Consider the following 24,380-nt stretch of genomic DNA (forward strand, 5'->3'; position numbering starts at 1 on the left):
GGGCTGTCCTTGGGTTTGGCGCTGTCAGCGCGCGCGCGTCATGAAGTAGTCGAAGATCTCCGGCACGTTGCCATCGCCCATGCCTGCGGCCACTGCGGCCTCGAGGTTGTGCGACGTGCCCTCGGCGATCTCGGCCCGGGTGCCGAGGTCCTCGACCATTGCCAGAAAGTAGCCGAGGTCCTTGTTCGCGTTGCTGATCGAGAACCCCAGATTGCTCACGCCATCCACCGCGTAGTTTTTGCAAAACCCCATGAAGGGCGAGTTCGAGGGGCCCGCCGACATGATTTCGTAAAGCAGCCCCCGGTCGATGCCGCTCCGGTCCGCCACGGCGAAGGCCTGGCTCATGGCGGTGACGGTGGTCATCCCGATGAAGTTGTTGATAAGCTTGGTGGCATGCCCCGCGCCGAGTGCGCCGACGTAAAAGACATTCTCGCCCTGGTCATCGAGGACCGGCTTGACTTTGTCGTATGTCTCGCGGTCGCCTGCCGCCATGATGTTCAAGAGCCCGTCCTTGGCATGGGCGGGCGTCCGGCCGAGTGGCGCGTCGATCATGCCAGCGCCTTTGTCTGCAAGGTCCGCACCGATCTTGCGCGTAGAGGCGGGGATGGACGTTCCAAAGTCGATCACGGTCGCGCCTTCGGGAATGCCGGCGAGGATGTCGTTCTCGCCGTAGATCAAGCTGTCGACCACCTCCGAGGTGGTCACGCAAAGCATGACGATGTCGCTCGAGACGGCCAGCTCCCGCGGGGTGGCTGCCTCGCGCGCATTGCCCCCGGCCCAGCACCGCTTCGAGGGCGCCACGCTTGCGTCCGTAGACGACAAGCTCATAGCCACGCGCCTGCAGGTTCTCGGCCAAGTTGCCGCCCATCAGGCCAAGGCCGATGAAACCGATCACGGGTTTGGTCATAACATTCCCTTTTCTGAGGCGTCTTGGAGGAGCGGCATCAAACAAAGTCCTCGCGATGTGGGGTAAAGACGTCGAGCAATGTACCGGACTCTAGACAAGTCGCTCTGTGCTCGACGTTCGGCTCTTTGTAGAGCGAGTCTCCCGGGCCCACGACGTAGGTCTTGTCGCCGACGGTGAACTCGAACCGGCCAGACATCACATAGGTGATCTGCTCGTGCCGGTGGTGGTGCAGGGGAGCGGTGGTGCCCGCCTCGAAGTGCACTTCGACCACCATCAGATTGTCGTTGTAGGCGCCCACCTTGCGGCTCAGGCCCTCGGCCACCGGCTCCAGCTCGGACTGATCGCTCGGGAAGTAATTCTGTACGCTCATGTCGGTCTCCGGCGGCTCAGGTGTTGGCAAGTTTCTTCATCACGACCTTGAACGTGTTCTCGCCCGGGTCGGTGAAATAGAGATCGGCGTCATAGCCCTGATCGTCCATGAAGTTGAAAATCCGCTTGGGCGCATCCAGCCTGTAGGGCACCAGCAGGGTGGCGATCCGGTGGCGCGTGGCGGCGGGGTAGGCGGCAGTGAGGCAAGTGCTGACGGGCAGGCCCTCGTAATCGGCCGGGTCCACGTCCGTGAACTCGGTCTTTTGGGTGATTTCCGGCTTGCCGCCCTCGGACCAGACGACCTGACCGTAAAAGCCCGAGCGCTTTTGCGTATTGCGAAAGGATGACGCGCCAAGCTCGAACGGTTCGTTGGCGTGCAGGAGCCATTCGATCGTGACCGGCTCGGAGGCGTCCACCTTGTCCACGATCACGAAATAGGAGTTCCGCACGAAGTAGACCTCGCGCTCGGCCAGCGTCACCTCGGGCGAAAGGCTCTGGTAGGCCGCCGTCGCGTCTCCGCAGATGTACACGTGATCCTCGCGCTCTTCTGCGGCAACAATCCGGCCCGTGGCGCTCAGCGCTCTGGCCTTGTCCTTTTCGGCATACTGCCCTTTGCCGTTGATGAGGATGGCATTCTTGGACCGGGTCTGACGGCGCCAGTTGCGGTGCATGTTCGAGTTGAACGCGACGCAATAGCCCGACTGGATCGCCTGATCCTCGCCGTAGGCGGCCAGGCAGAACGCGTTCTGATCGCCGTGGCTGTGACTGATCGAACCGTAGGGCGAGGATTTGAAGACGAACTGGATATAGTTGTCTGGGTCCGCCATGGCATGCTGGACGCCCACCCAGCCGATCCCGCGAAAATGGCGCAAGCCGTCTTCGGGCGGGCTCGCCTCGACCACCGGGAAATCGGTCTGGAAGACAAGCTCGTCAAACCGTGTGTCCCACCATCCCCAGTTGTAGAACGCCATCTCCGTGCCGGGGTTGAGCGCGAGGTTCTGCGCGCAATACCACTGGTAGGCGCCTTTGCCGGTGACCCCCGCGAGCTGGCGCATGTTGAGCCCAGTCTTGATGGCCGGCAAATCTCCCAAGGCGCTGTCGTCCCCGAAGGAGGCGCGCCACGTGGTCGGCGCATTGCAGTAAAGAGGGAAATCGCCAGTGTTCTGCAGGAAGGGGCGGGCATAGAGGTCGAGGCCGGTGAAGCTCTTGAGGCGGTTCGCGGCGTCGATGAGATAGGCCATGCCCATCATCCAGTATTGCGCACCCTCCGCCCAACCGCCGTCTGCATCGCCCCAGGGCGAATAGACGATGTAGAGAAACTCGATGCAGTAGTTCAGCCAGTCGCGCGCCTCGTCCTCGGCGTCGTCTCCGAGGAGCGCGATGCAGGCCGGCACGATCACCAGCGAGACCGAACGCACGGCGTGGCTGTCATAGGGAAAGAGGTGGATCTTGGCGTTGAGGATCGCGTGCTCGGCGATGTCGCGCGTTCGGGCGAGGAGGGCGGCGCGCACGGTGGCGCGTTCGTCCGCGCTCAGATCGTCGTAAAGCCAGTCGTAGCCCCAGGCGAGCGCATTGCACACCCGGTAGGCCCATTCATCGGTATAGGCGCGCGACGTGACGCCCATCGGGTCCCAGCTTGCCGCTTCCAAGAGCCATTCCTTGGCGCGGGTGGTCATCTCGGCATCCTCTGTCACCTTGCCACCGATGGCGAGGTGCCGGATCGCGTACCAGAGCTCTTGCAGTTCGATATAGGTCGCCCGCCAGACCGGCGCGGTGCGCTGGTGGTTCGGGTAGCCTGCCGGCTCGGTCATCACCGCGCGCGCCATCCACGGCAGGACGGAGCCTTCGAAGAAGGTGTCCCAGGTGCAGTGCCCGGGATCGGCTTTCACCGCCGTCTTGAAGTCGGCAAGCCTGCCTGGCGTCATCCAGAGCCGCGGGTGCCCGGTCTCCACTTCGTCCAGCCGCGTCGCACGCAGGGGCAGGGGCGTCTCAGGCAGGCCCTCGCCAACGGTAAAACTGCGCGTCTCGCTCCACCCGCTGGTTGCGGCGCCGCGCGCGCTGTCCCAGGTGGCGTAAGACCAATGGTGCGTGCCGGGTGCGAGCACCACGTCGGGCGTGAAAAAGTTGTAGGGGATACCTTCGAACACCTGTGTCGCGCCCTCCGGGAACGCGGGATCGGAGGACAGACGCAGCACGTAGCGCGCGGCCTCGTCGATCACCGGAAGCCAGGTGAAGCGCGGCGGGTTCTCCACCACGTCCATCTCGGCACTTGGCGCGTACTGAATGGTCAGCCGGCCGGCTTTGGGTTCTTCGAGATCGGGAAGCGAGGAGGCGGACGGCGCGTTCATGGGGTATCCATTCGGGGTCTGGTCTCCGCCCCACGCGCGGCGGGGCGGAAAGAGGCCCCGGGCCCGGCCCGGGGCGCGAAGTGTAGACGATTAGCCGCCGTACTGACGGTCGTAGGCCGATTGCATCACGCCGATCAGCTCGTCCCAGCCCATCGACTCGATCTGGGCGATGTATTCGTCCCAGTCCTCTTCGACATCGCCATTGCCGAGGATCCAGCTTTGCTGGCGCTCGAGCATGTAATCGCGGATGCTGGCCCAGGTCCGGTCATAGACCTTCTGCTCCTCTGCCGTGAAGGCAACGCCGAGGAAGTCCGGGATCAGGAGGTCCATCGTGTCGTAGAGCGCGATGCCCTCGAGCGCGAACGCGTTCGACCACTGGATCTCGTAGCCGTAGTCCTGGAAATAGCCACGGCCCTGCAGCTGCGAGCCCACCTGATAGAGCGAGCGGTTGACCGGTCCCGCGTCCAGGAACTCCTGTTTGAAGATCGCCTTGCCGTCGATCATGTCGTAGTGCATGCCCTCGACGCCAAAGTTTGCGAGCCGGCGGCCTTCCTCGGTGAACCAGAAGTCGAAATACTTGATCGTCTCGACCGGGTGCTCGTTGGTGTGGCCGATGGCCCAGCCGTCGGGTTTCACGAGGATGCGGCGGTGCTCCTCGATGCGGCGGCCCGAGGGCGACGCGGGCGGCAGGAACGCCTTGAACTCGAAGCCATCGATCTCCGAGGAGAGGCGGTTGTAGCCCGAGGTGGAGGCGAACCAGTCATGGGTCGACCCGCCGAGGTTCTCGGACAGAAGGAAATCGCGCGCGGACGAGCCACGGGTGAAGATCTCCGCGTCGATCAGGCCTTCCTCGTACCAGCGCGCGAGGTTCTTGATGCCTTCGCGGTAGCCTTCGCCGACATAGCCGTGGCCGATCTTGCCGTCTTCCACGAGGAAGTCGTGGTAGGTGTCCGAGCCGTGGGCGCGGCCATCCCAGAGCGTCACGAGGCGCACGACCTCGGGCCACTGGCGCGCAAAGAAAGGCACCTCGTCCGCGAGGCCGTTGCCGTTGGGATCCTGCGTCTTGAACGCGCGCAGCACCTCTTCGTACTCCTCGACCGTCTCGGGCATGTCGAGGCCCAGCTTGTCGAGCCAGTCGGTGCGGATCCAGAAGGCCCGTCCATACTTTCCATCCGGCAGGTAAGGGATGTAGTACATCTGCCCGTCGGACGCTTTGACGGCCGCTTCGATGTCGGGCCGTGTTTCGTAATAGGCGGCGATGTTGGGTGCGTGCTCTTCGATCAGGTCGTTGAGCGGGATGAAGGCGCCCTCGGGGCCGTATTGGTTGACGAAGTCGCGGATGCGGCTGGAGCCCACGATGTCGGGGATGTTGCCGGAGGCGAGCATCAGGTTCAGCGCCTCGGTCCGTCCGGTGTTCTCGTCCGTGCGCATGTTGGCGCCGACGGTGTCGTTGATCAGGTGGATGCCCGTCAACGCGCGCGCGGCCTGCTCCACGGGCCAGCTTTCCTCGTAGATCGGGTAGCGGGCGTGGTTCATCTGGATCGTCAGCTCCAGCGGTTCGTCGACGATCCGCAGATGGCCGTCGGCCAGCGCAGGCGTGGCGATCGCGCTGCCGGCAAGCAGGGCGGCCACAAGGCTCAGTTTACGCATATGTTTTCCTCCCATTTGCGTTTTTCATTATTCCTTGACCCCTCCGAGCAGGATGCCCTTCTCGAAGTATTTCTGGATGAACGGGTAGACGATCAGCACCGGGATGATGCTGCAGACGATGATGGCAGCGGTGACCGTCTCGGCGCTGAAGCCCGCGTCGGTCTGCACGATGGCGAACTCGTCGTTGTCCGAGAGGGTCGCGATGGTGTGGCGCAGGAAGACCTGAAGCGGGATCTTGTCTTCGGATTGCAGCAGCACCATCGCCCAGAAGAAGCCGTTCCAGCGCGAGACGATGCAAAAGAGCGTGATGGTGGCGATGGCGGGCTTGGACAGCGGGATGAACACCTTCCAGAGCACCTGGAAGTCATTCGCCCCGTCCATGCGCGCGGCCTCCTCGAAGGACTGCGGGATCGCTTCGAAGAAGTTCCTGAGCAGGATGATATTGAAGGCGTTGACCGCGAAGGCGAGGATGATCCCAAACATCGAGTCCAAGAGCCCAAGATCGCGCATGTTGAGAAAGAACGGGATGAGCCCTGCGTTGAACCACATGGTGAACGCGATGAAGAGGTTGAAGAACCGCCGCCCCTTCAGCTGCGGGCGCGAGAGCGCGTAGGCGCCGGGGATGATGAACGCGAGGGACATCAGCGTGCCCCCGATCGTGTAGATGAAGGTGTTGCGGTAGCTGATCCAGAACTTCGGGTCGCCGATGATGTAGCCATAAGCTTCGAGCGTGGCGTCGATGGGGGTCAGCACCACCTTGCCCGCCTGTGCCGCAAAGCCCCAGCTGAACGAGACGGCGGCGACGTAGATGAACGGGTAGAGCGTCGCCGCCGTGAACATCCCGATCAGGATCGAAACAACCAGCGCAAAGACCTTGTCACCCCGCGAATAGAGAGACCATTTCTGCATCTCAGGCGCCTCCCAACTGAATAGAGGACTGGCAGTTGGTGGCGTACCCAAGCGCGGAATCAAGGCCATAGGCCGCCGCGCATCGCCGGGCCCTCCCACGGCCCGGCGATACGTTTGCTGTATTCACTTCGATTTGAAGTCTTCCGGATTTGGCAGCCATAAAGAGCCCGGGAAAGACCGTCGGGCTCGCCGTGCCAGGGCCCGTCGATGCGCGGCTTGGTGACCGGTGGAAAAACAAATCTATCATCCTCTTCCCCCTCACCAAAGCGATGTGCGCGAGAAGCGGCGCGAGAGGGTGTTGGCCGTCATCACCAGGACAAAAGCGACCACCGCGTTGAAGAGCCCTGCAGCGGCGGCGAGATCGTATTGTCCCGATTGCAGGCCCTGCCGGTACACCCAGGTGTTGACGACATCGGCGGTCTCGTAGGTGGCGGGCTGGTAGAGCAGGATCACCAGCTCGAACGAGACTTCCATGACGTAGCCGATGCGGATGATCAGCATGATCAGGATGGTGGGTAGGATCGAGGGGATCGTGATCTTTTACATCATCTGCCAGCGGTTGGCGCCATCCACCACCGCGCTTTCGTAGAGCGACGGGTTCACACCCGCGATGGCGGCGAGGAAGACGATGGAGCCGAAGCCCGCCTCCTGCCAGATGCCGGTCCCGACAAAGATCGGGCGGAACCATTCGGGCTGGGTGAGGAAGTAGATCGAGTCCATTCCGAGCCAGCCCAGCACCGTGTTGATCACGCCGACCGTAGGCGAGAACGCGGTGATCACGATGCCTGCGATGATGACCGACGAGATGAAGTGCGGCAGATAGACGATGGTCTGCGTCGTGCGCGTGTAGGTCGCGTTCAGCACCTCGTTGAACATCAGCGCCAGGATAATCGGCGCCGGAAAGCCGAAGAGCAGGTTGTAGAAGCTGATCGTGACGGTGTTGCGCACCGCGCGGAGAAAGCTGTCGTTCGAGAAGAGCGTCTGGAAATGCTCCCACCCGATCCACGGGCTGTTGGCCACGCCGCGGAAGATCGAATAATCCTTGAACGCGATCTGCAGGCCGTACATCGGTTTGTAGAGAAAGACGACGAACCAGACGATCGTCGGCAAGAGCATCAGGTAGATTTGCCATTCGCGCCGGAAATGGTCGTAAAGGCGCACCCAGGACGGCTCGACGCTGCTGGTCTTGGCATCCTCGCGCAGGGCCTCGCCCGCCTCGACGACCACCTCCTCGATGGGAATGCCGCCAACGTCCGAGTTGCGATCCGCCATCGCCTCAGGCCCCCATCGGCAGGGCGCGGCCCGTCTCGGCGTCGAAAACCTTGACCAGATGCGCGGGCACATGGACCTCCTGCACGCCGGACAGATGCGCGATGTCGCCCTCGGTATCGGCCTTGAAGACCATCTCGTCCTCGCCAAAGCGTGCGTGCAGCAGCGCCTCGGAGCCAAGGGGCTCCACCAGATCGAGCGCGATGGGCAGGGCCGACGTCTCAGGGCCGGCGGTCAGGCTCACGTGTTCGGGGCGGATGCCGACGATCACGTCGCGCCCCTTCTGGTTCGGCGCGGCGCCGCGCAGCTTGATCTCGGTGCCGCCGATGCGTGCACCCGTGCCGGTCAAGGTTCCGCTGATTTGGTTCATCGGCGGCGAGCCGAGAAAGCCCGCCACAAAGGTGTTCGCGGGGTTGTTGAAGAGCTCCATCGGCGTGCCGACCTGCTCGATCCGGCCGTCGTTCATCACCACGATCCGGTCGGCCAGCGTCATCGCCTCGACCTCGTCATGGGTCACGTAGATCGAGGTCACGCCCAGCCGGTTGTGAAGCCGCTTGATCTCGGCGCGCATCTGCGTGCGCAGCTTGGCATCGAGGTTCGAGAGCGGCTCGTCGAAGAGGAACACCTTGGGGTGGCGCACGATGGCCCGTCCCATCGCAACGCGCTGGCGCTGCCCGCCCGAAAGGTCCGCCGGACGGCGCCCGAGATAAGGTGTCAGCCCGAGGATCTCGGCGGTCTCGGCAATCGTGGTGGCGATCTCGGCCTTGGGCGTGCGGCGGATGCGCAACCCGAACGCCATGTTGTCGGCGACATTGAGGTGCGGGTAGAGCGCGTAGTTCTGGAACACCATCGCCACATCGCGGTCCTTCGGGGCGACCCGGTTCATGCGCCGTCCGTCGATGGTCAGATCGCCTGCGGTGATCTCTTCGAGCCCGGCGATCATGCGCAGCGTCGTGGACTTGCCGCAGCCCGAAGGGCCGACCAGCACGACGAATTCCTGCTCCTGGACTGCAAGGTCGATGCCATGCACCACTTGCAGCGCCCCATACGCCTTCACCAGGCCGTCAAGACGAACTCCAGTCATTGCACCCTGCCGATGACGCTCCCTCTCGCCGGGGTTTGTCCCTGGTCGAATCCGCGTCGGGTGCCACTGTTTTGCCCTGCAATCTAGAATACCAGTCTGGAATACTAGTTTTATATTGTTATTTGAACATGGTAGTTGCTAAATGCTGAAAGCCGGCGCCACGGCGGGCTACAGAGAGAGGCGGATATGTCACCGACAACCATCTTGCGTGAGCGGCGCACAAGCGTGGACGATATCTACGACTACCTGAACGAGCGCATCGCCACGTTGCAGCTCAAGCCGGGGGACCGGATTTCCGAGGCCGACATCGCCTCGCGCTTTGGCGTGTCGCGTCAGCCGGTCAGGGATGCGTTCAGCCGGCTGGCCAACAAGGACCTTCTCCTGATCCGGCCGCAACGCGCCACGGAGGTGCGCCGGTTCTCGTCCCGCAACATCGAAAAGGCGCGGTTCATCCGGGCGGCCATCGAGAAGGAAGTGCTCGTGCGGGCTGCGGGTCTGTGTGATGCGCATGGCGCGGACCGCCTGCAGACGGCGATTGCCGAGCAGGAGGCGCTGATTGCCAGCGGGCAATACGACGTCTTTGCGCGGCTGGACTATGCGTTTCACAAGATGCTGTGCGAGATCGGCGAGGCCACCTATGCCTTCGACGTCATCATGGAGGAAAAGGCCAAGGTGGATCGGCTCTGCACACTTGGTCACGAAAAGGAGCAGCGCCTGCCCGACCTTGTCGACGACCACCGTGCCATCGCGGACGCGGTCATCAACCACGACGCCGCCGCAGCCGTCGCCGCCATCACGATCCATCTGTCGCGCCTCGACGAGACGATCCAGAGGATCGAGGCAACGAATGCGGATTACTTCGACAATTCCTGATCCTGCAATAGAAAGCCTGTGTCCGTGCCGGATGTGTCGGATGGTGCATCTTGGTAGACGCAATGCCTCTTAGGTCAAAAGATGCGCCCGGTGCGCGCGATGTCTTCGCCTTGGCCTGGCCGATGACGCTCAAAGCATTTTTCCTACACGGGATCGTCGTGATGGACGGTCTGATGGTTGCTCCGCTTGGCGAGGAGGCGCTGGCGGCCATGGGCCTTGCCGCCGCTCTCGGCGGGATGGTGCTGGGCGTGATCTTTGCCTTTTCGCATGCGATGCAGATCCGCGCCGCGCGGGCATATGGCAGCGGGGACCGGGTGTTTCTCAAATCCGTGCTGGCCTCGGGTCTGGCGATCAGCGCCGTCATCGGTGTGGTGGGCGTGTCGGTGATCCTTGTCGCGGGCGCGCGGGTCGTGGCGCTGCTGGCGCCCAGCCCGGAGATCGCGGCCACTGCGCAGGTCTACCTTGCGATCTTTTCGATCGTGCTCCTCGCGGAATCGGTCGGACAGTGCATTACCAGCTATTTCAACGGGTGCAGCCAGACCAAGCTCCCGCTCTACGGCTACCTGCTTTCGGTGCCGCGCTCGGCAGTGCCATCGCGATCACGCTGCAGACGGCGCTTTGGGCCTTTCTGCTGATGCGCGGGCATGGCGCCTTGCGAAGGTTAGGTGGCTGGCACAATGGCACGCTGCGCTTCACCGTGCGGCGGCATTTGATCTTTGCCCTGCCGATCGCGGCGACCTTTGTGAGCGCGACGATGGCCACGCATGTCTGCGCGCTGATCTATGCGAACATGCCGCTCAGCGCCTTTGCGGCGATGACGCTCACGGGACCGCTCAACCTGCTTGCCGGGCAGATCGCGATGCAGTGGACGCAAGCGACGGGCATCCTGGTGGCGCAGCTTTTGGGACAGCACCGCCCCGAGCGCGTGCTCGACACGTTCCTGTCTCGCGCCTGGGCCGGCGCCTTTGTGGCGGCGGGGCTGGTTGCGGCGGTGTTTCTGGCGGTCTTTCTCGCGCTCGATCACGTCTATCCCGAGCTGGAGGCCGAGACCCGCGCGATCCTGTTCGGCTTTCTGCCGCTCTTGATGCTCATACAGCTGCCGCGCGCGACCAACGCGATCTGCGGCAACACGCCGCGCGCGGCGGGAGACACGGTCTATGTCATGCACATCTTCGTCTGGTCGCAATGGGCGTTCCGTGTACCGGCGACGGCGCTGCTGATGCTCTATCTCGATGCGCCGGCCTTTTGGGTTCTGTCGATCTTCCTCTGGGAGGAGGTGATCAAGTTCCCGGCCTTTCACCGCCGTCTCTGGCGCGGCGACTGGAAGCGCGCGCAGGTGGCGGCGTGACCGGAAGGTGCAGGCGGTATGACGGAGCAAGGGGGAGCGGAGGATGAAGATCACTGGCGCCAAGGTGTTCGTCGGCGGGCCGGGCAAGAACTACGTGACGCTCAAGATCGAGACCGACGCGGACGTTACCGGCCTAGGGGACGCGACGCTGAACAACCACGAGACGTTGCCCGCCGCATACCTGAATGACTACCTGATCCCGAACCTGATCGGGAAGGACCCGCGCCGCAGCGAGGACCTCTGGTAATTCTTCTATCGCGGCGCCTATTTCCGGCGCGGTCCGGTTGCGATGGCCGCGCTTGGCGCCATCGACATGGCGCTCTGGGACATCAAGGGAAAGCTGGCCGGCCTGCCGGTCTACGACCTTCTGGGCGGCAAGAGCCGCGAGGGCGCTCTGGTCTACGTCCATGCCACCGGGCGGGACCTCGAGGATTTGATGGAGAGCGTCGCGTCATACGTGGCGCAGGGCTACAAGGCCGTGCGACTGCAATGCGGCATTCCGGGGATGCCCACCGCCAGCTACGCCGTGCCGGAGACCAAATCGGCTGGCCAGGATTTCATCACCGATTTCAGCGCCATTACGCCCAAAACGGAGTTCTGGGACACGGACACATACCTGCGTTTCATGCCGAACGCGCTTGAAGAGGTGCGCAGCCGTTTCGGGCCGGACCTCAAGCTGCTCCACGACGTGCACCACCGCCTGACGCCCCGGGAGGCGGCGGAGTTCGCCAAGGCCGTCGAGCCGGTGCGCCTCTACTGGCTCGAAGATCCCACGCCCGCCGAGGATCAGAACGCCCTGCGCCTGATCCGGCAGCATTCCACGACGCCCATCGCCATCGGCGAGGTCTTCAACGCGGTCTGGGATTGCAACCGGCTGATCGAGAAGGAGCTGATCGACTTCATCCGCGTGGCGGTGACCTACGCGGGTGGGATCACCCCCGTGCGCCGGATCGTCGATCTGGCAGGGCTGCACCATGTGCGCACCGGCTTTCACGGCGCGCCGAGCCACTCCCCGATCTCCATGGCGGCGCAGGCACATCTCAACGCCTGGGCGCCGAACTTTGGCATTCAGGAATACCTGGTGCTCGGCACGCCCGCGTGTGACGCGCTTTTCCCGTCTGATCACTTCGTGCAGGACGGCCCGTTTCAGGTCAGCGACGCGCCGGGACTGGGCGTGGGTTTCGACGAAAGGGAAGCGGCGCGGTACAGCTACACGCCCGGCAGCCATCCGGTCGTGCGCCTCATGGACGGCACCATGTGGAATTACTAGAGAAAGGACCTCAGATGACCTCTCCGAAACCCGACGTTGGTGCCGCGATGCCGCAGATGACCCTCGCGCGTGTGGGAGGCGGAACCGTCCAGATCGGCGCGCCGCGGGAGCGCTGGACGATGCTCTTCGTCTACCGGGGCCGGCATTGTCCCCGCTGCAAACGTTTCTTGAACAAGCTCGACGCGGCACTGGCGGACTGGACGGCGGTGATGGATGTCGTCGTCGTCTCCGCTGACGGCGAGGCCAAGGCCCGCGCCGACCACGAAGAGTTCGGCTGGTCGTTCCCGCTGTGCTACGGGCTGTGCGTGGATCAGATGCGCGCGCTCGGGCTCTATGTCTCCGCGCCTTTGTCGGAGGCGGAGACCACCGGGCTCTTTGCGGAGCCAGGCGCCTTCGGGATCAGACCAGACGGAACTTTGATGCTCGTCGATCTGTCGAACGGCCCGGCGGCGCGTCCCGATCTCGATGAATTGCTCGACGGCATGACCTTCAACATCGACGAGGACCGCCCCACCCGCGGGATGGCGTAGTCGCTTCGACTTAAGTCCACTAGAATACTTGTTGGCAAATCTGGGATACTAGCACTCGCTTGCAGCCAGCTGCGGCCTGCAACGGATCGGGGCGTTCGGCATGACGACTGAAAAGGGAGGAACGATATGTTCAACAAACTGACCAAAGCTTTGTGACGCTGGGCGCGGTTGCGGTGCTGGCATCCGCGGCATCGGCGGACAATTGGCGCGCCTGGAACATCCACAATGACGGGCACCCCAACACAGCGGCAATGGACCGGTTCGCCGAACTGGTTGCTGACAAGACGGGCGGCGAGATCACCGTCGACGTGTTCCACGGCGGCGTGCTCGGCTCGCAGCCGGACGCCATCGAACAGGTCCGCATCGGTGCGATCGACGTGGGCAACTTCAACCTTGGTCCAATCGGCCCGATCGTGAACGAGGCGAACCTTGTTTCGCTGCCCTTCATCTTCAAAAGCGTGCCGCACATGTTCCGTGTGCTCGACGGTGAGGCAAGTGACATCATGGGTGCGGCGATGGCCGATGCCGGCATCATGCCGATCGCCTGGATCGACGCGGGCGCGCGCTCGTTCTACGCGCAAAAGGCGATTGAGACGCCCGCCGATGTGGCCGGCCTCAAGATCCGCGTGATGAACAACGATCTCTACACCTCTATGATCTCGGCGATGGGCGGCAACCCGTCCCCGATGGCCTTTTCCGAGGTGTAGCAGGCGCTCAAGACCGGGGTCGTTGACGGTGCGGAAAACAACTTCCCCTCGTTCAAGAGCGTGGGCCACTACGAAGTGACGACGCATTACTCGCTGTCCGAGCACTTGATTATCCCCGAGTGCATCTGCGTGAACACGGCCAGGTTCGAGGCGCTGTCCGCCGACATTCAGGCCGCCGTGCGCGCCGCCGCCGAAGAGGCTGCGCTTTATCAGCGCGAGCTCTGGGCCGTTGGTTCGCAGCAAGCGCGCAAGGACGTGGAAGCCGCTGGCATCGTCGTGACCGAGATCGCCAACAAAGTCCCGTTCCAGGAGGCCATGGCGTCGGTCTAAGAAGAGTACCTGGCCGCGAACCCGGACATGGCCAAGCTCGTCGAGATCGCGCAATCGACCGACTAGGCTGCAAGTCGCTTTAGCAAGAACATGCCCGGTGCCAGGTGCGGTGCCGGGCATTTTGCAGACCCGGAGGATGTGCCATGCCCACGCCTGACGCTTCGACGATCTTTCGTGCGATGGACCGGCTCTTTGGTGGGCTGGTCAAGGTGAGCCTGGCGGTCGCCGGCACCGCGCTCGTCGTGATGACGGGGATCTTCGCCTGGCTGGTCTTTGGCCGTTACGTGCTCAACGACACGCCCACCTGGGTCGAGCAAGTCTCTTTGCTGCTGGTCATGGTGATCGCCTTCTTCGGGGCCGCCGTCGGGGTGCAGCAGCACACGCACCTGTCGGTCGTGGTCTTTCGCAACATGGTGCCGCGGCCGGTGCGGCTGGTGTTCGTGGTGATCACCGACACGCTGATGATGGTCTTCGGCGGCATGATGTTCTGGCACGGCTGGGAGCTGACCGCGTTCAAGTGGAAGACGCTGATCCCGCTGATCCAGTGGTCCGAGGGGCTGCGCTCGCTGCCGATGACGCTTTGCGGCGTGCTGCTGCTTGTGTTCTCCGCCGGTCATCTCTTGCGCGCGCTCACCGGCAGGGACCTGCGCCGGGACAACATCGATCAAGGATAGGTCATGGGTTTTCTCGTCCTCATCTCGGCCTTTGCCTTTACCGTCGTGATCGGCGTGCCGGTCGCGTTCGCGCTCGGCATCTCGGCCATCGCCGCCTTCTGGTACGAGGGCTTGCCGCTCTTTGTCGGGTTCGAGCGCATCGTGGCGGGGATCAACGTCTACGCGTTCATGGCGATCCCGTTCTTCATCTTCGCCGGCGAGCTGATGTTCCACGGCGGCATCGCGCAGCGCCTGGTGCGGTTCGCGCAGGCCGCGGTGGGCGCGGTGCGCGGCGGGCTCGGCATCGTGAACGTGTTCTCCTCGATGCTCTTTGGCGGCATCTCCGGCTCGGCCATCGCCGACATCTCGGCGCTCGGCTCGATCCTGGTGCCGGTGATGAAGGACAAGGGCTATGACGCCGACTACGCGGTGAACGTGACGGTCACTTCTTCCATTGCCGGGATCATCATCCCGCCCAGCCACAACATGATCATCTACGCGCTGGCCACGGGCGGGGCGGTTTCGATCTCAAAGCTGTTCCTGGCCGGCGTCGTGCCGGGCATCCTGATGTGCCTGTGCCTCGCCGTGGCCGCCTATATCGTGGCCGTCAGGCGCGGATACCGCGCCGAGCGCTTCCCGGGCTGGACGGCGCTCGCGCTCAGCTTTGCGGGCGCGATCCCGGGCCTGCTGACTGCGGTGATCATCGTGGGGGGCGTCTTGTCGGGCATCTTCACGGTCACCGAGTCGGGTGCGTTCGGGGCGATGTACGCCTTTGTCGTCACGCTGATCGTCTACCGCAGCCTGACGTGGGAGAAATTCAAGACGGCGGTGATCTCGTCGGTGCGCACCACCTCGATGGTGACGATCCTGATCGCCTGCGCCGGGGCCTTTGCCTACATGCTCACGTTTTACCGCGTCCCGGACAACACCGTGAAATTCCTGCTGGGGATCACCGAGAACCCGATCCTGATCCTGCTGATGATCAACGGAGTGCTTTTGCTGCTCGGAATGATCATGGACATGGCAGCGCTGATCCTGATCTGTACGCCGATCTTCCTGCCGGTGATGTACAGCCTCGGGATCGACCCGGTGCAGTTCGGGATGATCCTGCTTGTCAACCTCGGCCTCGGGCTGTGCACCCCGCCTGTCGGGACATGCCTTTTTGTCGGCTGCGCCGTGGGCAAGCTGCCGATGGAAAAGGCGGTGCGCACGATTTGGCCGTTCTACCTCGCGATCTTCGTGGCGCTGATGCTGATCACCTTTGTGCCGGCGATCTCCATGACATTGCCGAACTTGCTGATCGATTAGAGCAGGATGGCCGGGGCCGGGGGCCGCCAAGTCCGCTGCTAAGGGCCAATATTTGTCCGTGCGCAGTTTGAAGCCGGGTGTCGTGCCGACAAACCGCGCTGCGGCGACCGCGGCGGGTGACTTTTGCGGGCGCAGTGCCTGCAAACGTGGTGCAGGTCCTGAAGGCTGCACGAGCCGGCGGAGATGCAGTGAGGAAGCTGTGAGAGCTGCCATCGCCCGCATCTCGGGCGCGGCGTGGGTTTAGCAGCGCGCTGCCAAACCCGTCACCCATCACGGATAATGCACGGCGCCCGTCGCGCGGCGGGGTTTGGTGTTGTCTTGGGGGAGTGGGATGAAGTCGGCCTCGTCGCCGGGGACGGTCTGGAACTGGCCTTTGCGCCATTCCTCCTTGGCCTGTTCGATGCGCTCGGCGCGCGACGAGACGAAGTTCCACCAGATGTAGCGCGGGCCTTCCATCGGCGCGCCGCCGAAGACCATGAACCGGCTTGCGGCGCGGGCTGTTACGGTCACGGCGTCGCCGGAATGCAGGATCAGGAGCTGGCCGGGTTCGAAGGTCTGACCCGAAACTTCGATCTCCCCCGAGATGGTGTAGATCGCGCGCTCTTCGTAGGTGGGATCAATCGGCATCCGTGCACCCGCCTCGAGCGCCACGTCCGCGTAGATCGTCTCGGATGCAGGCGTCAGCGGGGAGGTCGCGCCGAAGGCCGTCCCCGAGATGAGCCGCGCGGAGATCCCGCCGTCCTCGATCACCGGAAGCGCCTCGGCGCCGTGGTGGACAAAGTCCGGGTCGCTCTCCTCCTGGTCCTCGGGCAACGCCACCCAGGTTTGCAGGCCAAAGAGCCGCTGTCCCGACGCGCGCCGGTCCTCGCTGGTGCGCTCGGAATGCACGATGCCGCGTCCGGCTTTCATCCAGTTGAGCGCGCCGGGCTCGATCACCGCGTCGGTGCCGAGGCTGTCGCGGTGGTGGATTTGTCCTTCGAAGAGGTAGGTGAGCGTGGCGAGGTTGATGTGCGGATGCGGGCGCACGTCGATCCCCTGGTCGGTCAGGAACTCCGCCGGTCCCATCTGGTCAAAGAAGATGAACGGACCGACCATCTGGCGTTTCACGGACGGCAGCGCGCGGCGCACCGTCATCTCCCCGAGATCGACCGCGCGCGGCACGATCAGCGTCTCGATGGCGTTGACGCTCTCGGCGTCACCGGGCGTGGGGTCGGGGCAGGGGGACCAGGACATGGCAAAGCCTTTCGTGAGGGTCGGGCCGGTTTCAGTTTGCCCGGTTCTCGGGGGCCAGTGCAACATGCCGGCGAAGGATTGCGCCCCCTCACTCCGCCGGAGCGAGGCCGGTGATCAGCTGGCGCAGGCCGAAGGCAGCGCCGATGAAGATCGAGACGAAGGCGACGGGCGCGCTGAAGGCGAGGAGGGAGAAGGCCGAGATGCCTTGCCCGACGCTGCAGCCGACGGCGAGGATCGCGCCCGGTCCCATCATGGCGGCGCCGAGGATCTGCCGGCGCAGCTCGCGCGGGTCGTCGCAGGCTTCCCAGCGGAAGTGGCCCTTGGAATAGGAGCCGAGCGCGGCGCCGATCACAACGCCCACCACCGAGCCGACGCTGAAGGACAGCGCGTTGCCCGAGGCGGTCATGGTGTAAAAGATCGTGTCCCCGATGGGCGCGGCAAAGGTGTGCGTCTCGATGGGTTCGGCCTCGAAGCCGGTCATGGCCACCCAGTGCGTGCCGACCCAGCCCGAGACGATGGCGAGCCCGACCACAGTCCCCCAGGCGATGTGGCCGCGCGCGGCGCGCATCTCGGGTGTCCAGAGCGCCGCGGCGAGGAGTGCGCCGCCCACGGCAAGGCCCGTCACGCCCGGCGCGATGCCAAGCCCGGCCAGCACTTGCGTCAGGCTTTGCGGTGATGTCGCGCCGGTTTCCACGGAAAAGAGCCACACGCGGGTGTGGGCGAGGGGACCGGACATCACGAAATAGGCCGAGAGCCCCATCACCAGCACGATCACGAAGGCGCGCATGTCGCCGCCCCCGAGCCGGGCGAGCGCGCCGTAGCCGCAATTGCCGCTCAGCGCCATGCCGTAGCCGAAGAGGAGCCCGCCGACGATGGTGCCGAGGGGGCTCCAGACCCGGTCGAGATAGGCGCTGCCGCGGGCCTCGAAATGCCCGGTGGCGATGGCCAGGTGTGTGCCGAGGATCGCGACGGCGATGGCCACACACCACATGCGCAGGCGGCGGGTGTCGGCGCCGTAGAGCACGTCTTCGATCGCGCCGAGCGTGCAGAACCGGCCCACGCGGGCGGCCAGCCCAAGCGCGAGCCCGCCCAATAGGCCGATGAACGCGGTGGCGTTGGCTTCTCCGAAGAGTTCCAGCATCTCTTCCCTCCCGGACCGAATGCTGGCGCGGCGTCCGGTCAGTCGTCCTGCCTGCAGAACAGGTCGTAGACGACCTCCATGATTTGCCGGGGCCTGTCGTCTGTCAAGCTGTAGTAGATCGCCTTGCCCTCGCGGCGGGGCGTCACCAGCCCTTCGAGGCGCAGCCGTGAGAGCTGCTGGGACACCGCCGCCTGCCGGGCCGACAGCAGCTCTTCGAGCTCGGTCACCGACTTTTCGCCCGAGGCGAGATGGCACAGGATCATCAGCCGCCCTTCGTGGCTGATCGCCTTGAGAAAGTTGGACGCGCGCTGGGCGTTGTCCATCATGCGCTCCATGTCGTCGGCGCACATGTTGACGTCGAAGACCGGCAGGCGCGAGGGCGTCTCGGCGTGGGTGTCAGGCTCGCTGGGCATCTGGAGTGTCATAGAACGCTAGCTCGCCTCGTCCAAGGGAATACCGGCCTTGTCGAACATCATGGAGAGGAGTGCCCAGAAGAAGTCCTCCCCGGGGTAGCCTTCAATCCGGCCGACCTCGATGCCGTCCTCGACCAGAATGAAGGTCGGCGTGTAGTGCACCCGCCGGGCAAAGCGCACGTCGGGCGTGGTGCTGTGCAGGTCATAGCGCTCGAGCGGGGCGGTGCGCCCCTCGGCGGTCTTGGGATAGATATGCGCGATGTCTTCGTCCCACTTGGCGCACCAGTAGCAGCCGTCTTCCTCGGCCATCAGCAGGCGCGGCTCGGCGGAGGCGGGCAGAGGCACGCTGGCCACAGACAGGCTAACGAGAAACACGCTAACCAGAGACACGCTGGCCAGGGACAAGCCGGCGCGCGGGAGGAAAGCAAAGAGCGCTGCGGCAAACACCTTGCGCATGGAATGTGCCCCTTTCGTTGACGGGCTGTCTTCTTCTCTCATAATCTAATGTGTGAATATCTCAAGTAAAGCCCAACACGAAGGCCGCCTCACGCATGTTCGATGTCACACTTTTGGGCGCTTTGGCGGCGGGGCTGCTGTCGTTCCTGTCGCCCTGCATCCTGCCGATCGTGCCGTTTTACCTCAGTTATCTGGCCGGGGTCGGCATGAACCAGATCTCGGCGGAGGCGGAGGTGTCGCGGGCGGTGCGTCTGCGCGCGTTCCTGGCGGCCTGCTGTTTCGCGCTTGGCGTCATCACCGTCTTTGTCGGGCTGGGCGCGACCGCGACGGCCTTTGGCGGGCTGGTGCGGGAGTATTTCGACGTTCTGCGCTGGGTGGCCGCGGCAATCATCATCGCGATGGGGCTGCACTTTCTGGGTGTGATCCGCATCGGCATCCTCTACCGGCAGCTGCGCGCGGACGCGGGCGACACCTCGAACGTCGGTCTGGCGGGTGCCTACGTGATCGGGCTCGCCTTTGCCTTTGGCTGGACGCCCTGTGTGGGACCGGTGCTGGCGGCGATCCTCTTTACCGCGGCGGGTCAGGACACCGCCGGGCAGGGGGCGCTCTTGCTCTTTACCTACGGTCTGGGGATGACGCTGCCGTTCATCGCGGCGGCGCTCTTCATCGGGCCGTTCATGGCGTGGATGGCGCGGTTCCGGCGTCACCTCGGGACCATCGAAAAGCTGATGGGAGCGCTGCTCATCGTCTTTGGCGTGCTGATCGCCACCAATTCCATCAACATCATCGCCCAGTGGATGCTGGAGCATATCCCGTGGTTCCAGACGATCGGATGAGCCGCGGCCAGACACACTTTAAGACACACTTTGGGGAGGACTTTTGCATGAAACGACTTTGGATGGCGGTGATCGCCTGCGTCATGGCGACGACGGCCTGGGCTGCGGAGATGGGTGACGACGGGCTGCACAAGGCGCCCTGGATGCGCGACACGTTCAAGGACCTTGGCGAGGACCTTGCGGAGGCGACCGCCGAGGGCAAACGCCTGATGGTACTAGTCGAGCAGCGCGGCTGCATCTACTGCCGCAAGCTGCACGAGGAGGTGTTCGTCGTCCCCGAGATCGCAGACTACATCGAAGAGAACTTCTTTGTCGTGCAGATCAACATGTTCGGCGACGTGGAGGTCACAGATTTCGACGGAACCAGCCTGCCGGAAAAGGACATGGTCAAACGCTGGAACGCGCTCTTTACGCCCAGCATCTATTTCTTTCCCGAGGAGGTGAGCGGCGACCAGACCGCGACCGAGGCGGCGGTGGCCACCATGCCGGGCGCCTTCGGGCGGTGGACGACGCTCAACCTGCTGACCTGGGTGGTCGAGGAGGGCTACGCGGGCGATGAGCCGTTTCAAAAGTACCACGCCCGCAAGTTCGCCGAGCAGGCGGGGTGACACGGGACGGCGGGCTTTGCTGCGCGCGCGATGCTGCGGATGCGAACGAATACAAAAATTCATTTAGTTGAATTTGTCGTTGCGTGCCGGCGAATGTGTGCCGTAGTGTGCTGAAAACAAGGTCGGGAATCGACCAAGGGAGGGGACATGACACGGACATATGTATTAGGGGTGGCAGCCGCCATTTCGCTGGCCCTGCCGGCGGGGGCAGAAGAGGTCAAGCCGATGAACGTGGCTTTCTCGGACGGGATGGTCGAGAGCTCGCTCACGGGCGTTGCGGGCGATCCGGCGATGGGCCGCAAGGTCTTTGCCAACCGCAAACAGGGCAATTGCCTGGCGTGCCACACCAACGCGGATTTGGCCGAAGAGAGCTTTCACGGCGAGGTCGGCCCGACCATGGACGGCGTCGCCGACCGCTGGAGCGAGGCCGAGCTGCGCGGGATCGTGACCAATTCCAAGCAGATGTTTGAGGGCACGATCATGCCCGCCTTCTACGTCGACAGCGGCTACGAACGCCCGCTCGACAAGTTTGCAGGCACCTCCATCCTGACTGCGCAGCAGGTCGAGGATGTGGTCGCCTATCTGATGACACTCAAGGAAGGGTGACCTTCCCAACAGGGAGTTCGATATGGAACTGACACGGCGCAAAATCCTTGCGATCGGCTCGGGCGCGTTTGCTGCCGCGGGCCTCACGGGTCTGCCGGCCTTTGCCAGCCTGACCGACGAGGCGATTTCCGCCCTGACGGGCGGCGCGGAGATGGGCAGCGGCGCGGTCAAGCTGACCGCCCCCGAGATTGCCGAAAACGGCAACACGGTCCCGATCGGGGTCGACGCTCCGGGCGCGACGCAGATCACGCTGTTCGCGGACGGGAACCCGGTCCCGAACGTGGCGACCTTCAAATTCGGCCCGCTCAGCGCGTCGCGCAGCGCCTCGACCCGCATCCGTCTCGCCTCGACGCAGAACGTGATCGCGGTGGCCAAGATGGAAGACGGCTCGTTCCAGATGGCATCGGCCGAAGTCAAAGTGACCATCGGCGGCTGCGGCGGCTGAGTTCAGGATGAGAGGAGAGACATCATGGCATCCGGTGTAAAACCCCGCGTCAAGGTTCCCAAGACCGCCGCCGCCGGCGAGACGATCACGATCAAGACGCTCATCAGCCACAAGATGGAGAGCGGCCAGCGCAAGGACGATGACGGCAACGTCATTCCGCGCTCGATCATCAACCGGTTCACCGCCGACTTTAACGGCCAGAACGTGATTGACGTGCAGCTGGAGCCCGCGATCTCGACCAACCCGTTCTTCGAGTTCAAGGCGGTCGTGCCGGAATCCGGTGAGTTCACCTTCACCTGGTACGACGACGACGGGGACGTCTACGACACATCCAAGAAGATCACCGTCTCCTGAAGAAGACCGGGATCGCGCCGACACAGCAAACGGATCACCGGTCCCGTCAGAGGGCCGAGATCCCGCCATGGGAGGGACACCAATGACATTCAAACGGACAGCCGTCGCTGTTGCGCTCTTGGCCGCGGGCACGGCCGTGGCCCAGGACTCGAACATGCTCAGCATCGAGGGTCAGGACATGGTCACCACGACCTCCGCACCCGCGCATATGGAAAACGTCAAGACGATTTACTCGGGCTGGCACTTCCGTTCGCCGGAGACGCAGGCGCTCGAAACGGACGATTTCGACAACCCGGCGATGATCTTCGTCGATCAGGGTATCGACCTCTTCGAGGCCGTGAACGGCAGCGAGGGCAAGTCCTGCGCCTCCTGCCACGAGAACGTCGAGGACTTTGCCGGACTGCGCACAGAGCTGCCGCGGGTCGAGAATGGCGAGCTCGTGACGATGGAGAACCTCGTGAACGGCTGCCGGACCGAGCGCATGGGCGCCGAGCCCTGGAAGTGGTCGGGTGGCCAGATGACGGCAGTCACAGCTCTGATCGGGCTCCAGTCGCGCGGCCTGCCGATGAACGTCGCCATCGACGGCGAGGCGGCGCCCTTCTGGGAAAAGGGCAAGGAGCTCTACTACACCCGCGTCGGCCAGCTCGACATGGCCTGCTCGAATTGCCACGAGGACAATTACGGCGTGATGATCCGCGCCGACCACCTCAGCCAGGGGCAGATCAACGGCTTTCCGACCTACCGGCTCAAGAACGCCAAGCTCAACTCGATCCACGGTCGTTTCAAGGGCTGCATGAAGAACATCCGCGCCACGCCCTTCAAGGAAGGTGGCGACGAGTTCAAGGCGCTCGAGCTCTACCTTGCATCCCGTGGCGAGGGGCTTTCGGTGGAAACGCCCTCCGTCCGCAACTGACCAACCGCAGGAAGCCTCGCGCCACAAGGTGCGGGGCTTTCTTGTCTGCATGACATTCACTTATGCGTATATGTAAACGGAGGCTGAACGCCCATGATCTCGCGCCGTGATTTCCTTCAGGTCGGAATGGCCGCCTCCGCGCTGGTGGGCGCGTCGGGATTTGGCAACTGGGCGCGGCTCGCCGCGCAGCAGCGCCTGACCCAAGATCAGCTCCTGGAGTTCGACACCTTTGGCAACGTCACGTTGGTGCATGTCACCGACATCCACGGCCAGCTCAAGCCGCTCTATTTTCGCGAGCCGTCGATCAACATCGGCGTCGGCGGGAACAATGGCGCGGTGCCGCACATCACCGGCGCCGACTTTCGCCGGCTCTACGGGATCGCCGACGGCAGCCCGAGCCACTACGCGCTGAGCTCCGGTGACTTTGCCGCGCTGGCGCAAGCCTACGGCAGGGTGGGGGGCCTGGACCGTGTCGCGACCGTGGTGAACGCCATTCGCGCCGAGCGGCCCGATGCGCTCTTTCTCGACGGGGGTGACACATGGCACGGGTCCTACACGACCTACCACACCGCCGGGCAGGACATGGTCAACGTGATGAACGCGCTGAGGCCCGACGCGATGACCTTCCACTGGGAGTTCACACTGGGCTCGGACCGGGTGCACGAGATCGTCGAGGGCCTGCCGTTCGCGGCACTTGGCCAGAACGTCTTTGACGCCGAGTGGGACGAGCCGGCCGAGCTCTTCCCGCCCTACAAGATGTTCGAGCGGGGCGGCACCAGGATCGCCGTGATCGGCCAGGCGTTCCCCTACATGCCGATCGCCAACCCCGGCTGGATGTTCCCCGAATACTCGTTCGGCATCCGGGACGAGAACATGGCCGCCATGGTCGAAGAAGTCCGCGCGGCGGGCGCCGAATGCGTCGTCTGCCTCAGCCACAACGGCTTTGACGTGGACAAGAAGATGGCGCGCGTCGTGCCGGGCATCGACGTGATCCTCTCGGCGCACACCCACGACGCGCTGCCCGAGCCGGTGATCGTCGGCGACACGGTGATCCTCGCCTCCGGCTCGAACGGGAAGTTCGTCACCCGCGTCGATCTCGATATCCGCGATGGGCGCATGATGGGGTACCGGTCGAAACTGATCCCGATCTTTTCCGACGTGATCGCGCCGGACCGCGAGGTCGCCGCGCTGATCGAGGCCGAGCGCGCGCCGTTCCTGCCGCAGATGACGGAGGTGGTCGGCCAGACGGAGAGCCTTCTTTACCGCCGGGGCAATTTCAACGGCTCCTGGGATGACCTGATCTGCGACGCGCTCCTCTCCGAGCGGGACGCTGAGATCGCCCTGTCGCCCGGCGTGCGCTGGGGGCCGTCGCTGGTGCCGGGCCAGGACATCACCCGCGAGGACATCTTTGGCGTCACGGCGATGACCTATGGCGAGGCGTACCGGACGGAGATGACCGGCGAGTTCCTAAAGATCGTGCTCGAGGACGTGGCCGACAACATCTTCAACCCCGACCCCTACTACCAGCAGGGCGGCGACATGGTCCGCACCGGCGGGCTCGGCTACCGCATCGACGTGTCGAAACCGCAGGGCTCGCGCATCTCGAACATGACGCTCCTGAGCACCGGCGAGGCCATCGATCCCGCCCGCGCCTACGTCGTGGCGGGCTGGGCGAGCGTGAACCAGGACACCGAAGGGCCGCAAATCTGGGACGTGGTCGAAAGCCACATCCGCAAGCAGGGCACGGTCACCGTGTCCGAGAACACCAGCGTCGACATCGTCGGCACCTAAGCACATCGGGAGACCTCGAGACATGGATG

Annotated in this window: 25 protein-coding genes and 3 pseudogenes; 15 read left to right on the top strand and 13 right to left on the bottom strand. The window is 64.1% G+C overall.

Annotated features, from left to right (window positions below; genetic code table 11):
* Positions 1 to 24: 24 nt before the first annotated feature.
* From ACU0B3_RS01245 to ACU0B3_RS01285, 9 genes and pseudogenes are all read right to left on the bottom strand, one after another.
* On the bottom strand, positions 25 to 822 hold the full coding sequence (locus ACU0B3_RS01245; RefSeq protein WP_446259562.1) for an NAD(P)-dependent oxidoreductase: 798 nt from the start codon (positions 820 to 822) through the stop codon (positions 25 to 27).
* Between the two features lie 4 nt (positions 823 to 826).
* Positions 827 to 907 (bottom strand): annotated as a pseudogene (locus tag ACU0B3_RS01250) (NAD(P)-binding domain-containing protein); the annotation flags it as partial.
* Positions 908 to 944: 37 nt separating this feature from the next.
* A complete protein-coding gene (locus ACU0B3_RS01255) occupies positions 945 to 1,277 on the bottom strand; it encodes a cupin domain-containing protein (protein ID WP_446258992.1) in 333 nt (110 codons plus the stop codon).
* A 16-nt stretch (positions 1,278 to 1,293) separates the two neighbouring features.
* Positions 1,294 to 3,624 carry a DUF4962 domain-containing protein gene (locus tag ACU0B3_RS01260; RefSeq protein ID WP_446258993.1) on the bottom strand — a complete coding sequence of 777 codons (2,331 nt, stop codon included), beginning with the start codon at positions 3,622 to 3,624 and terminating at the stop codon, positions 1,294 to 1,296.
* A gap of 90 nt (positions 3,625 to 3,714) precedes the next feature.
* On the bottom strand, positions 3,715 to 5,274 hold the full coding sequence (locus ACU0B3_RS01265; RefSeq protein ID WP_446258994.1) for an extracellular solute-binding protein: 1,560 nt from the start codon (positions 5,272 to 5,274) through the stop codon (positions 3,715 to 3,717).
* 27 nt (positions 5,275 to 5,301) lie between these two features.
* The gene (locus ACU0B3_RS01270; RefSeq protein WP_446258995.1) at positions 5,302 to 6,183 is read right to left on the bottom strand and encodes a carbohydrate ABC transporter permease; all 882 of its coding nucleotides are present in this window, start codon (positions 6,181 to 6,183) and stop codon (positions 5,302 to 5,304) included.
* Between the two features lie 258 nt (positions 6,184 to 6,441).
* Positions 6,442 to 6,684, bottom strand: coding sequence for a hypothetical protein (locus ACU0B3_RS01275; RefSeq protein ID WP_446258996.1), 243 nt, complete (start codon positions 6,682 to 6,684; stop codon positions 6,442 to 6,444).
* A gap of 39 nt (positions 6,685 to 6,723) precedes the next feature.
* The gene (locus tag ACU0B3_RS01280) at positions 6,724 to 7,455 is read right to left on the bottom strand and encodes an ABC transporter permease (protein ID WP_446258997.1); all 732 of its coding nucleotides are present in this window, start codon (positions 7,453 to 7,455) and stop codon (positions 6,724 to 6,726) included.
* Between the two features lie 4 nt (positions 7,456 to 7,459).
* On the bottom strand, positions 7,460 to 8,536 hold the full coding sequence (locus ACU0B3_RS01285; protein WP_446258998.1) for an ABC transporter ATP-binding protein: 1,077 nt from the start codon (positions 8,534 to 8,536) through the stop codon (positions 7,460 to 7,462).
* A gap of 225 nt (positions 8,537 to 8,761) precedes the next feature.
* On the opposite strand from ACU0B3_RS01285, the gene ACU0B3_RS01290 reads away from it, so the two are divergent.
* The 8 genes and pseudogenes from ACU0B3_RS01290 to ACU0B3_RS01325 all read left to right on the top strand — a co-directional run bounded on the left by ACU0B3_RS01290 (position 8,762) and on the right by ACU0B3_RS01325 (position 15,555).
* On the top strand, positions 8,762 to 9,409 hold the full coding sequence (locus ACU0B3_RS01290; protein ID WP_446258999.1) for a GntR family transcriptional regulator: 648 nt from the start codon (positions 8,762 to 8,764) through the stop codon (positions 9,407 to 9,409).
* A gap of 122 nt (positions 9,410 to 9,531) precedes the next feature.
* A complete protein-coding gene (locus tag ACU0B3_RS01295) occupies positions 9,532 to 10,044 on the top strand; it encodes an MATE family efflux transporter (RefSeq protein ID WP_446259000.1) in 513 nt (170 codons plus the stop codon).
* Positions 10,044 to 10,757 carry an MATE family efflux transporter gene (locus tag ACU0B3_RS01300; protein ID WP_446259001.1) on the top strand — a complete coding sequence of 238 codons (714 nt, stop codon included), beginning with the start codon at positions 10,044 to 10,046 and terminating at the stop codon, positions 10,755 to 10,757. The genes ACU0B3_RS01295 and ACU0B3_RS01300 overlap by 1 nt, the downstream gene beginning before the upstream one ends.
* 43 nt (positions 10,758 to 10,800) lie before the next feature.
* A pseudogene (gene manD / locus ACU0B3_RS01305) lies at positions 10,801 to 12,027 on the top strand (D-mannonate dehydratase ManD).
* Positions 12,028 to 12,041: 14 nt separating this feature from the next.
* Positions 12,042 to 12,557 (top strand): redoxin domain-containing protein, encoded by a 516-nt coding sequence (locus ACU0B3_RS01310; RefSeq protein ID WP_446259002.1) that lies wholly within the window; start codon positions 12,042 to 12,044, stop codon positions 12,555 to 12,557.
* 251 nt (positions 12,558 to 12,808) lie between these two features.
* Positions 12,809 to 13,594 (top strand): annotated as a pseudogene (locus ACU0B3_RS01315) (TRAP transporter substrate-binding protein).
* 143 nt (positions 13,595 to 13,737) lie between these two features.
* Entirely contained in the window at positions 13,738 to 14,268 is a 531-nt protein-coding gene (locus ACU0B3_RS01320; protein WP_446259003.1) for a TRAP transporter small permease, read from the top strand.
* 3 nt (positions 14,269 to 14,271) lie between these two features.
* Entirely contained in the window at positions 14,272 to 15,555 is a 1,284-nt protein-coding gene (locus ACU0B3_RS01325; RefSeq protein ID WP_446259004.1) for a TRAP transporter large permease, read from the top strand.
* Between the two features lie 270 nt (positions 15,556 to 15,825).
* On the opposite strand, the gene ACU0B3_RS01330 is transcribed toward ACU0B3_RS01325, so the two are convergent.
* The 4 genes from ACU0B3_RS01330 to ACU0B3_RS01345 form a co-directional block, all read right to left on the bottom strand.
* Positions 15,826 to 16,788, bottom strand: a complete 963-nt coding sequence (locus tag ACU0B3_RS01330; RefSeq protein ID WP_446259005.1) for a pirin family protein — start codon at positions 16,786 to 16,788, stop codon at positions 15,826 to 15,828.
* An 88-nt stretch (positions 16,789 to 16,876) separates the two neighbouring features.
* Positions 16,877 to 17,929: a YeeE/YedE family protein gene (locus tag ACU0B3_RS01335; protein WP_446259006.1), complete on the bottom strand. Its 1,053-nt coding sequence runs from the start codon at positions 17,927 to 17,929 to the stop codon at positions 16,877 to 16,879.
* Between the two features lie 38 nt (positions 17,930 to 17,967).
* The gene (locus ACU0B3_RS01340) at positions 17,968 to 18,342 is read right to left on the bottom strand and encodes an ArsR/SmtB family transcription factor (protein WP_446259007.1); all 375 of its coding nucleotides are present in this window, start codon (positions 18,340 to 18,342) and stop codon (positions 17,968 to 17,970) included.
* Between the two features lie 18 nt (positions 18,343 to 18,360).
* A complete protein-coding gene (locus ACU0B3_RS01345; RefSeq protein WP_446259008.1) occupies positions 18,361 to 18,798 on the bottom strand; it encodes a hypothetical protein in 438 nt (145 codons plus the stop codon).
* Between the two features lie 95 nt (positions 18,799 to 18,893).
* Between ACU0B3_RS01345 and ACU0B3_RS01350 the strand changes: the two genes are divergently transcribed.
* The 7 genes from ACU0B3_RS01350 (at position 18,894) to soxB (ending at position 24,351) form a co-directional block, all read left to right on the top strand.
* Positions 18,894 to 19,634 carry a cytochrome c biogenesis CcdA family protein gene (locus tag ACU0B3_RS01350; RefSeq protein WP_446259009.1) on the top strand — a complete coding sequence of 247 codons (741 nt, stop codon included), beginning with the start codon at positions 18,894 to 18,896 and terminating at the stop codon, positions 19,632 to 19,634.
* A 47-nt stretch (positions 19,635 to 19,681) separates the two neighbouring features.
* Positions 19,682 to 20,242, top strand: coding sequence for a thioredoxin family protein (locus ACU0B3_RS01355; RefSeq protein ID WP_446259010.1), 561 nt, complete (start codon positions 19,682 to 19,684; stop codon positions 20,240 to 20,242).
* A gap of 147 nt (positions 20,243 to 20,389) precedes the next feature.
* Positions 20,390 to 20,848 (top strand): sulfur oxidation c-type cytochrome SoxX, encoded by a 459-nt coding sequence (gene soxX / locus ACU0B3_RS01360; RefSeq protein WP_446259011.1) that lies wholly within the window; start codon positions 20,390 to 20,392, stop codon positions 20,846 to 20,848.
* A gap of 22 nt (positions 20,849 to 20,870) precedes the next feature.
* Positions 20,871 to 21,293, top strand: a complete 423-nt coding sequence (soxY, locus tag ACU0B3_RS01365) for a thiosulfate oxidation carrier protein SoxY (protein WP_446259012.1) — start codon at positions 20,871 to 20,873, stop codon at positions 21,291 to 21,293.
* A gap of 24 nt (positions 21,294 to 21,317) precedes the next feature.
* Positions 21,318 to 21,647, top strand: coding sequence for a thiosulfate oxidation carrier complex protein SoxZ (gene soxZ, locus ACU0B3_RS01370; protein ID WP_446259013.1), 330 nt, complete (start codon positions 21,318 to 21,320; stop codon positions 21,645 to 21,647).
* Positions 21,648 to 21,729: 82 nt separating this feature from the next.
* A complete protein-coding gene (gene soxA / locus ACU0B3_RS01375) occupies positions 21,730 to 22,560 on the top strand; it encodes a sulfur oxidation c-type cytochrome SoxA (protein WP_446259014.1) in 831 nt (276 codons plus the stop codon).
* A 93-nt stretch (positions 22,561 to 22,653) separates the two neighbouring features.
* Positions 22,654 to 24,351, top strand: coding sequence for a thiosulfohydrolase SoxB (gene soxB, locus ACU0B3_RS01380; protein ID WP_446259015.1), 1,698 nt, complete (start codon positions 22,654 to 22,656; stop codon positions 24,349 to 24,351).
* The last annotated feature ends 29 nt before the right edge of the window (positions 24,352 to 24,380 follow it).

Source organism: Pseudaestuariivita sp. (genome assembly GCF_052825805.1).

Coding starts and splice junctions, on each gene's coding strand:
- ACU0B3_RS01340 (WP_446259007.1), bottom strand. CDS start 18,342: ATGCCCAGCGAGCCTGACACCCACGCCGAGACGCCCTCGCGCCTGCCG.
- soxZ (WP_446259013.1), top strand. CDS start 21,318: ATGGCATCCGGTGTAAAACCCCGCGTCAAGGTTCCCAAGACCGCCGCC.
- ACU0B3_RS01335 (WP_446259006.1), bottom strand. CDS start 17,929: ATGCTGGAACTCTTCGGAGAAGCCAACGCCACCGCGTTCATCGGCCTA.
- ACU0B3_RS01260 (WP_446258993.1), bottom strand. CDS start 3,624: ATGAACGCGCCGTCCGCCTCCTCGCTTCCCGATCTCGAAGAACCCAAA.
- ACU0B3_RS01310 (WP_446259002.1), top strand. CDS start 12,042: ATGACCTCTCCGAAACCCGACGTTGGTGCCGCGATGCCGCAGATGACC.
- ACU0B3_RS01295 (WP_446259000.1), top strand. CDS start 9,532: ATGACGCTCAAAGCATTTTTCCTACACGGGATCGTCGTGATGGACGGT.
- ACU0B3_RS01325 (WP_446259004.1), top strand. CDS start 14,272: ATGGGTTTTCTCGTCCTCATCTCGGCCTTTGCCTTTACCGTCGTGATC.
- soxX (WP_446259011.1), top strand. CDS start 20,390: ATGACACGGACATATGTATTAGGGGTGGCAGCCGCCATTTCGCTGGCC.
- ACU0B3_RS01300 (WP_446259001.1), top strand. CDS start 10,044: ATGCGCGGGCATGGCGCCTTGCGAAGGTTAGGTGGCTGGCACAATGGC.
- ACU0B3_RS01255 (WP_446258992.1), bottom strand. CDS start 1,277: ATGAGCGTACAGAATTACTTCCCGAGCGATCAGTCCGAGCTGGAGCCG.
- ACU0B3_RS01275 (WP_446258996.1), bottom strand. CDS start 6,684: ATGCTGATCATCCGCATCGGCTACGTCATGGAAGTCTCGTTCGAGCTG.
- ACU0B3_RS01350 (WP_446259009.1), top strand. CDS start 18,894: ATGTTCGATGTCACACTTTTGGGCGCTTTGGCGGCGGGGCTGCTGTCG.
- ACU0B3_RS01265 (WP_446258994.1), bottom strand. CDS start 5,274: ATGCGTAAACTGAGCCTTGTGGCCGCCCTGCTTGCCGGCAGCGCGATC.
- soxA (WP_446259014.1), top strand. CDS start 21,730: ATGACATTCAAACGGACAGCCGTCGCTGTTGCGCTCTTGGCCGCGGGC.
- soxY (WP_446259012.1), top strand. CDS start 20,871: ATGGAACTGACACGGCGCAAAATCCTTGCGATCGGCTCGGGCGCGTTT.
- ACU0B3_RS01270 (WP_446258995.1), bottom strand. CDS start 6,183: ATGCAGAAATGGTCTCTCTATTCGCGGGGTGACAAGGTCTTTGCGCTG.
- soxB (WP_446259015.1), top strand. CDS start 22,654: ATGATCTCGCGCCGTGATTTCCTTCAGGTCGGAATGGCCGCCTCCGCG.
- ACU0B3_RS01345 (WP_446259008.1), bottom strand. CDS start 18,798: ATGCGCAAGGTGTTTGCCGCAGCGCTCTTTGCTTTCCTCCCGCGCGCC.
- ACU0B3_RS01285 (WP_446258998.1), bottom strand. CDS start 8,536: ATGACTGGAGTTCGTCTTGACGGCCTGGTGAAGGCGTATGGGGCGCTG.
- ACU0B3_RS01355 (WP_446259010.1), top strand. CDS start 19,682: ATGAAACGACTTTGGATGGCGGTGATCGCCTGCGTCATGGCGACGACG.
- ACU0B3_RS01280 (WP_446258997.1), bottom strand. CDS start 7,455: ATGGCGGATCGCAACTCGGACGTTGGCGGCATTCCCATCGAGGAGGTG.
- ACU0B3_RS01320 (WP_446259003.1), top strand. CDS start 13,738: ATGCCCACGCCTGACGCTTCGACGATCTTTCGTGCGATGGACCGGCTC.
- ACU0B3_RS01330 (WP_446259005.1), bottom strand. CDS start 16,788: ATGTCCTGGTCCCCCTGCCCCGACCCCACGCCCGGTGACGCCGAGAGC.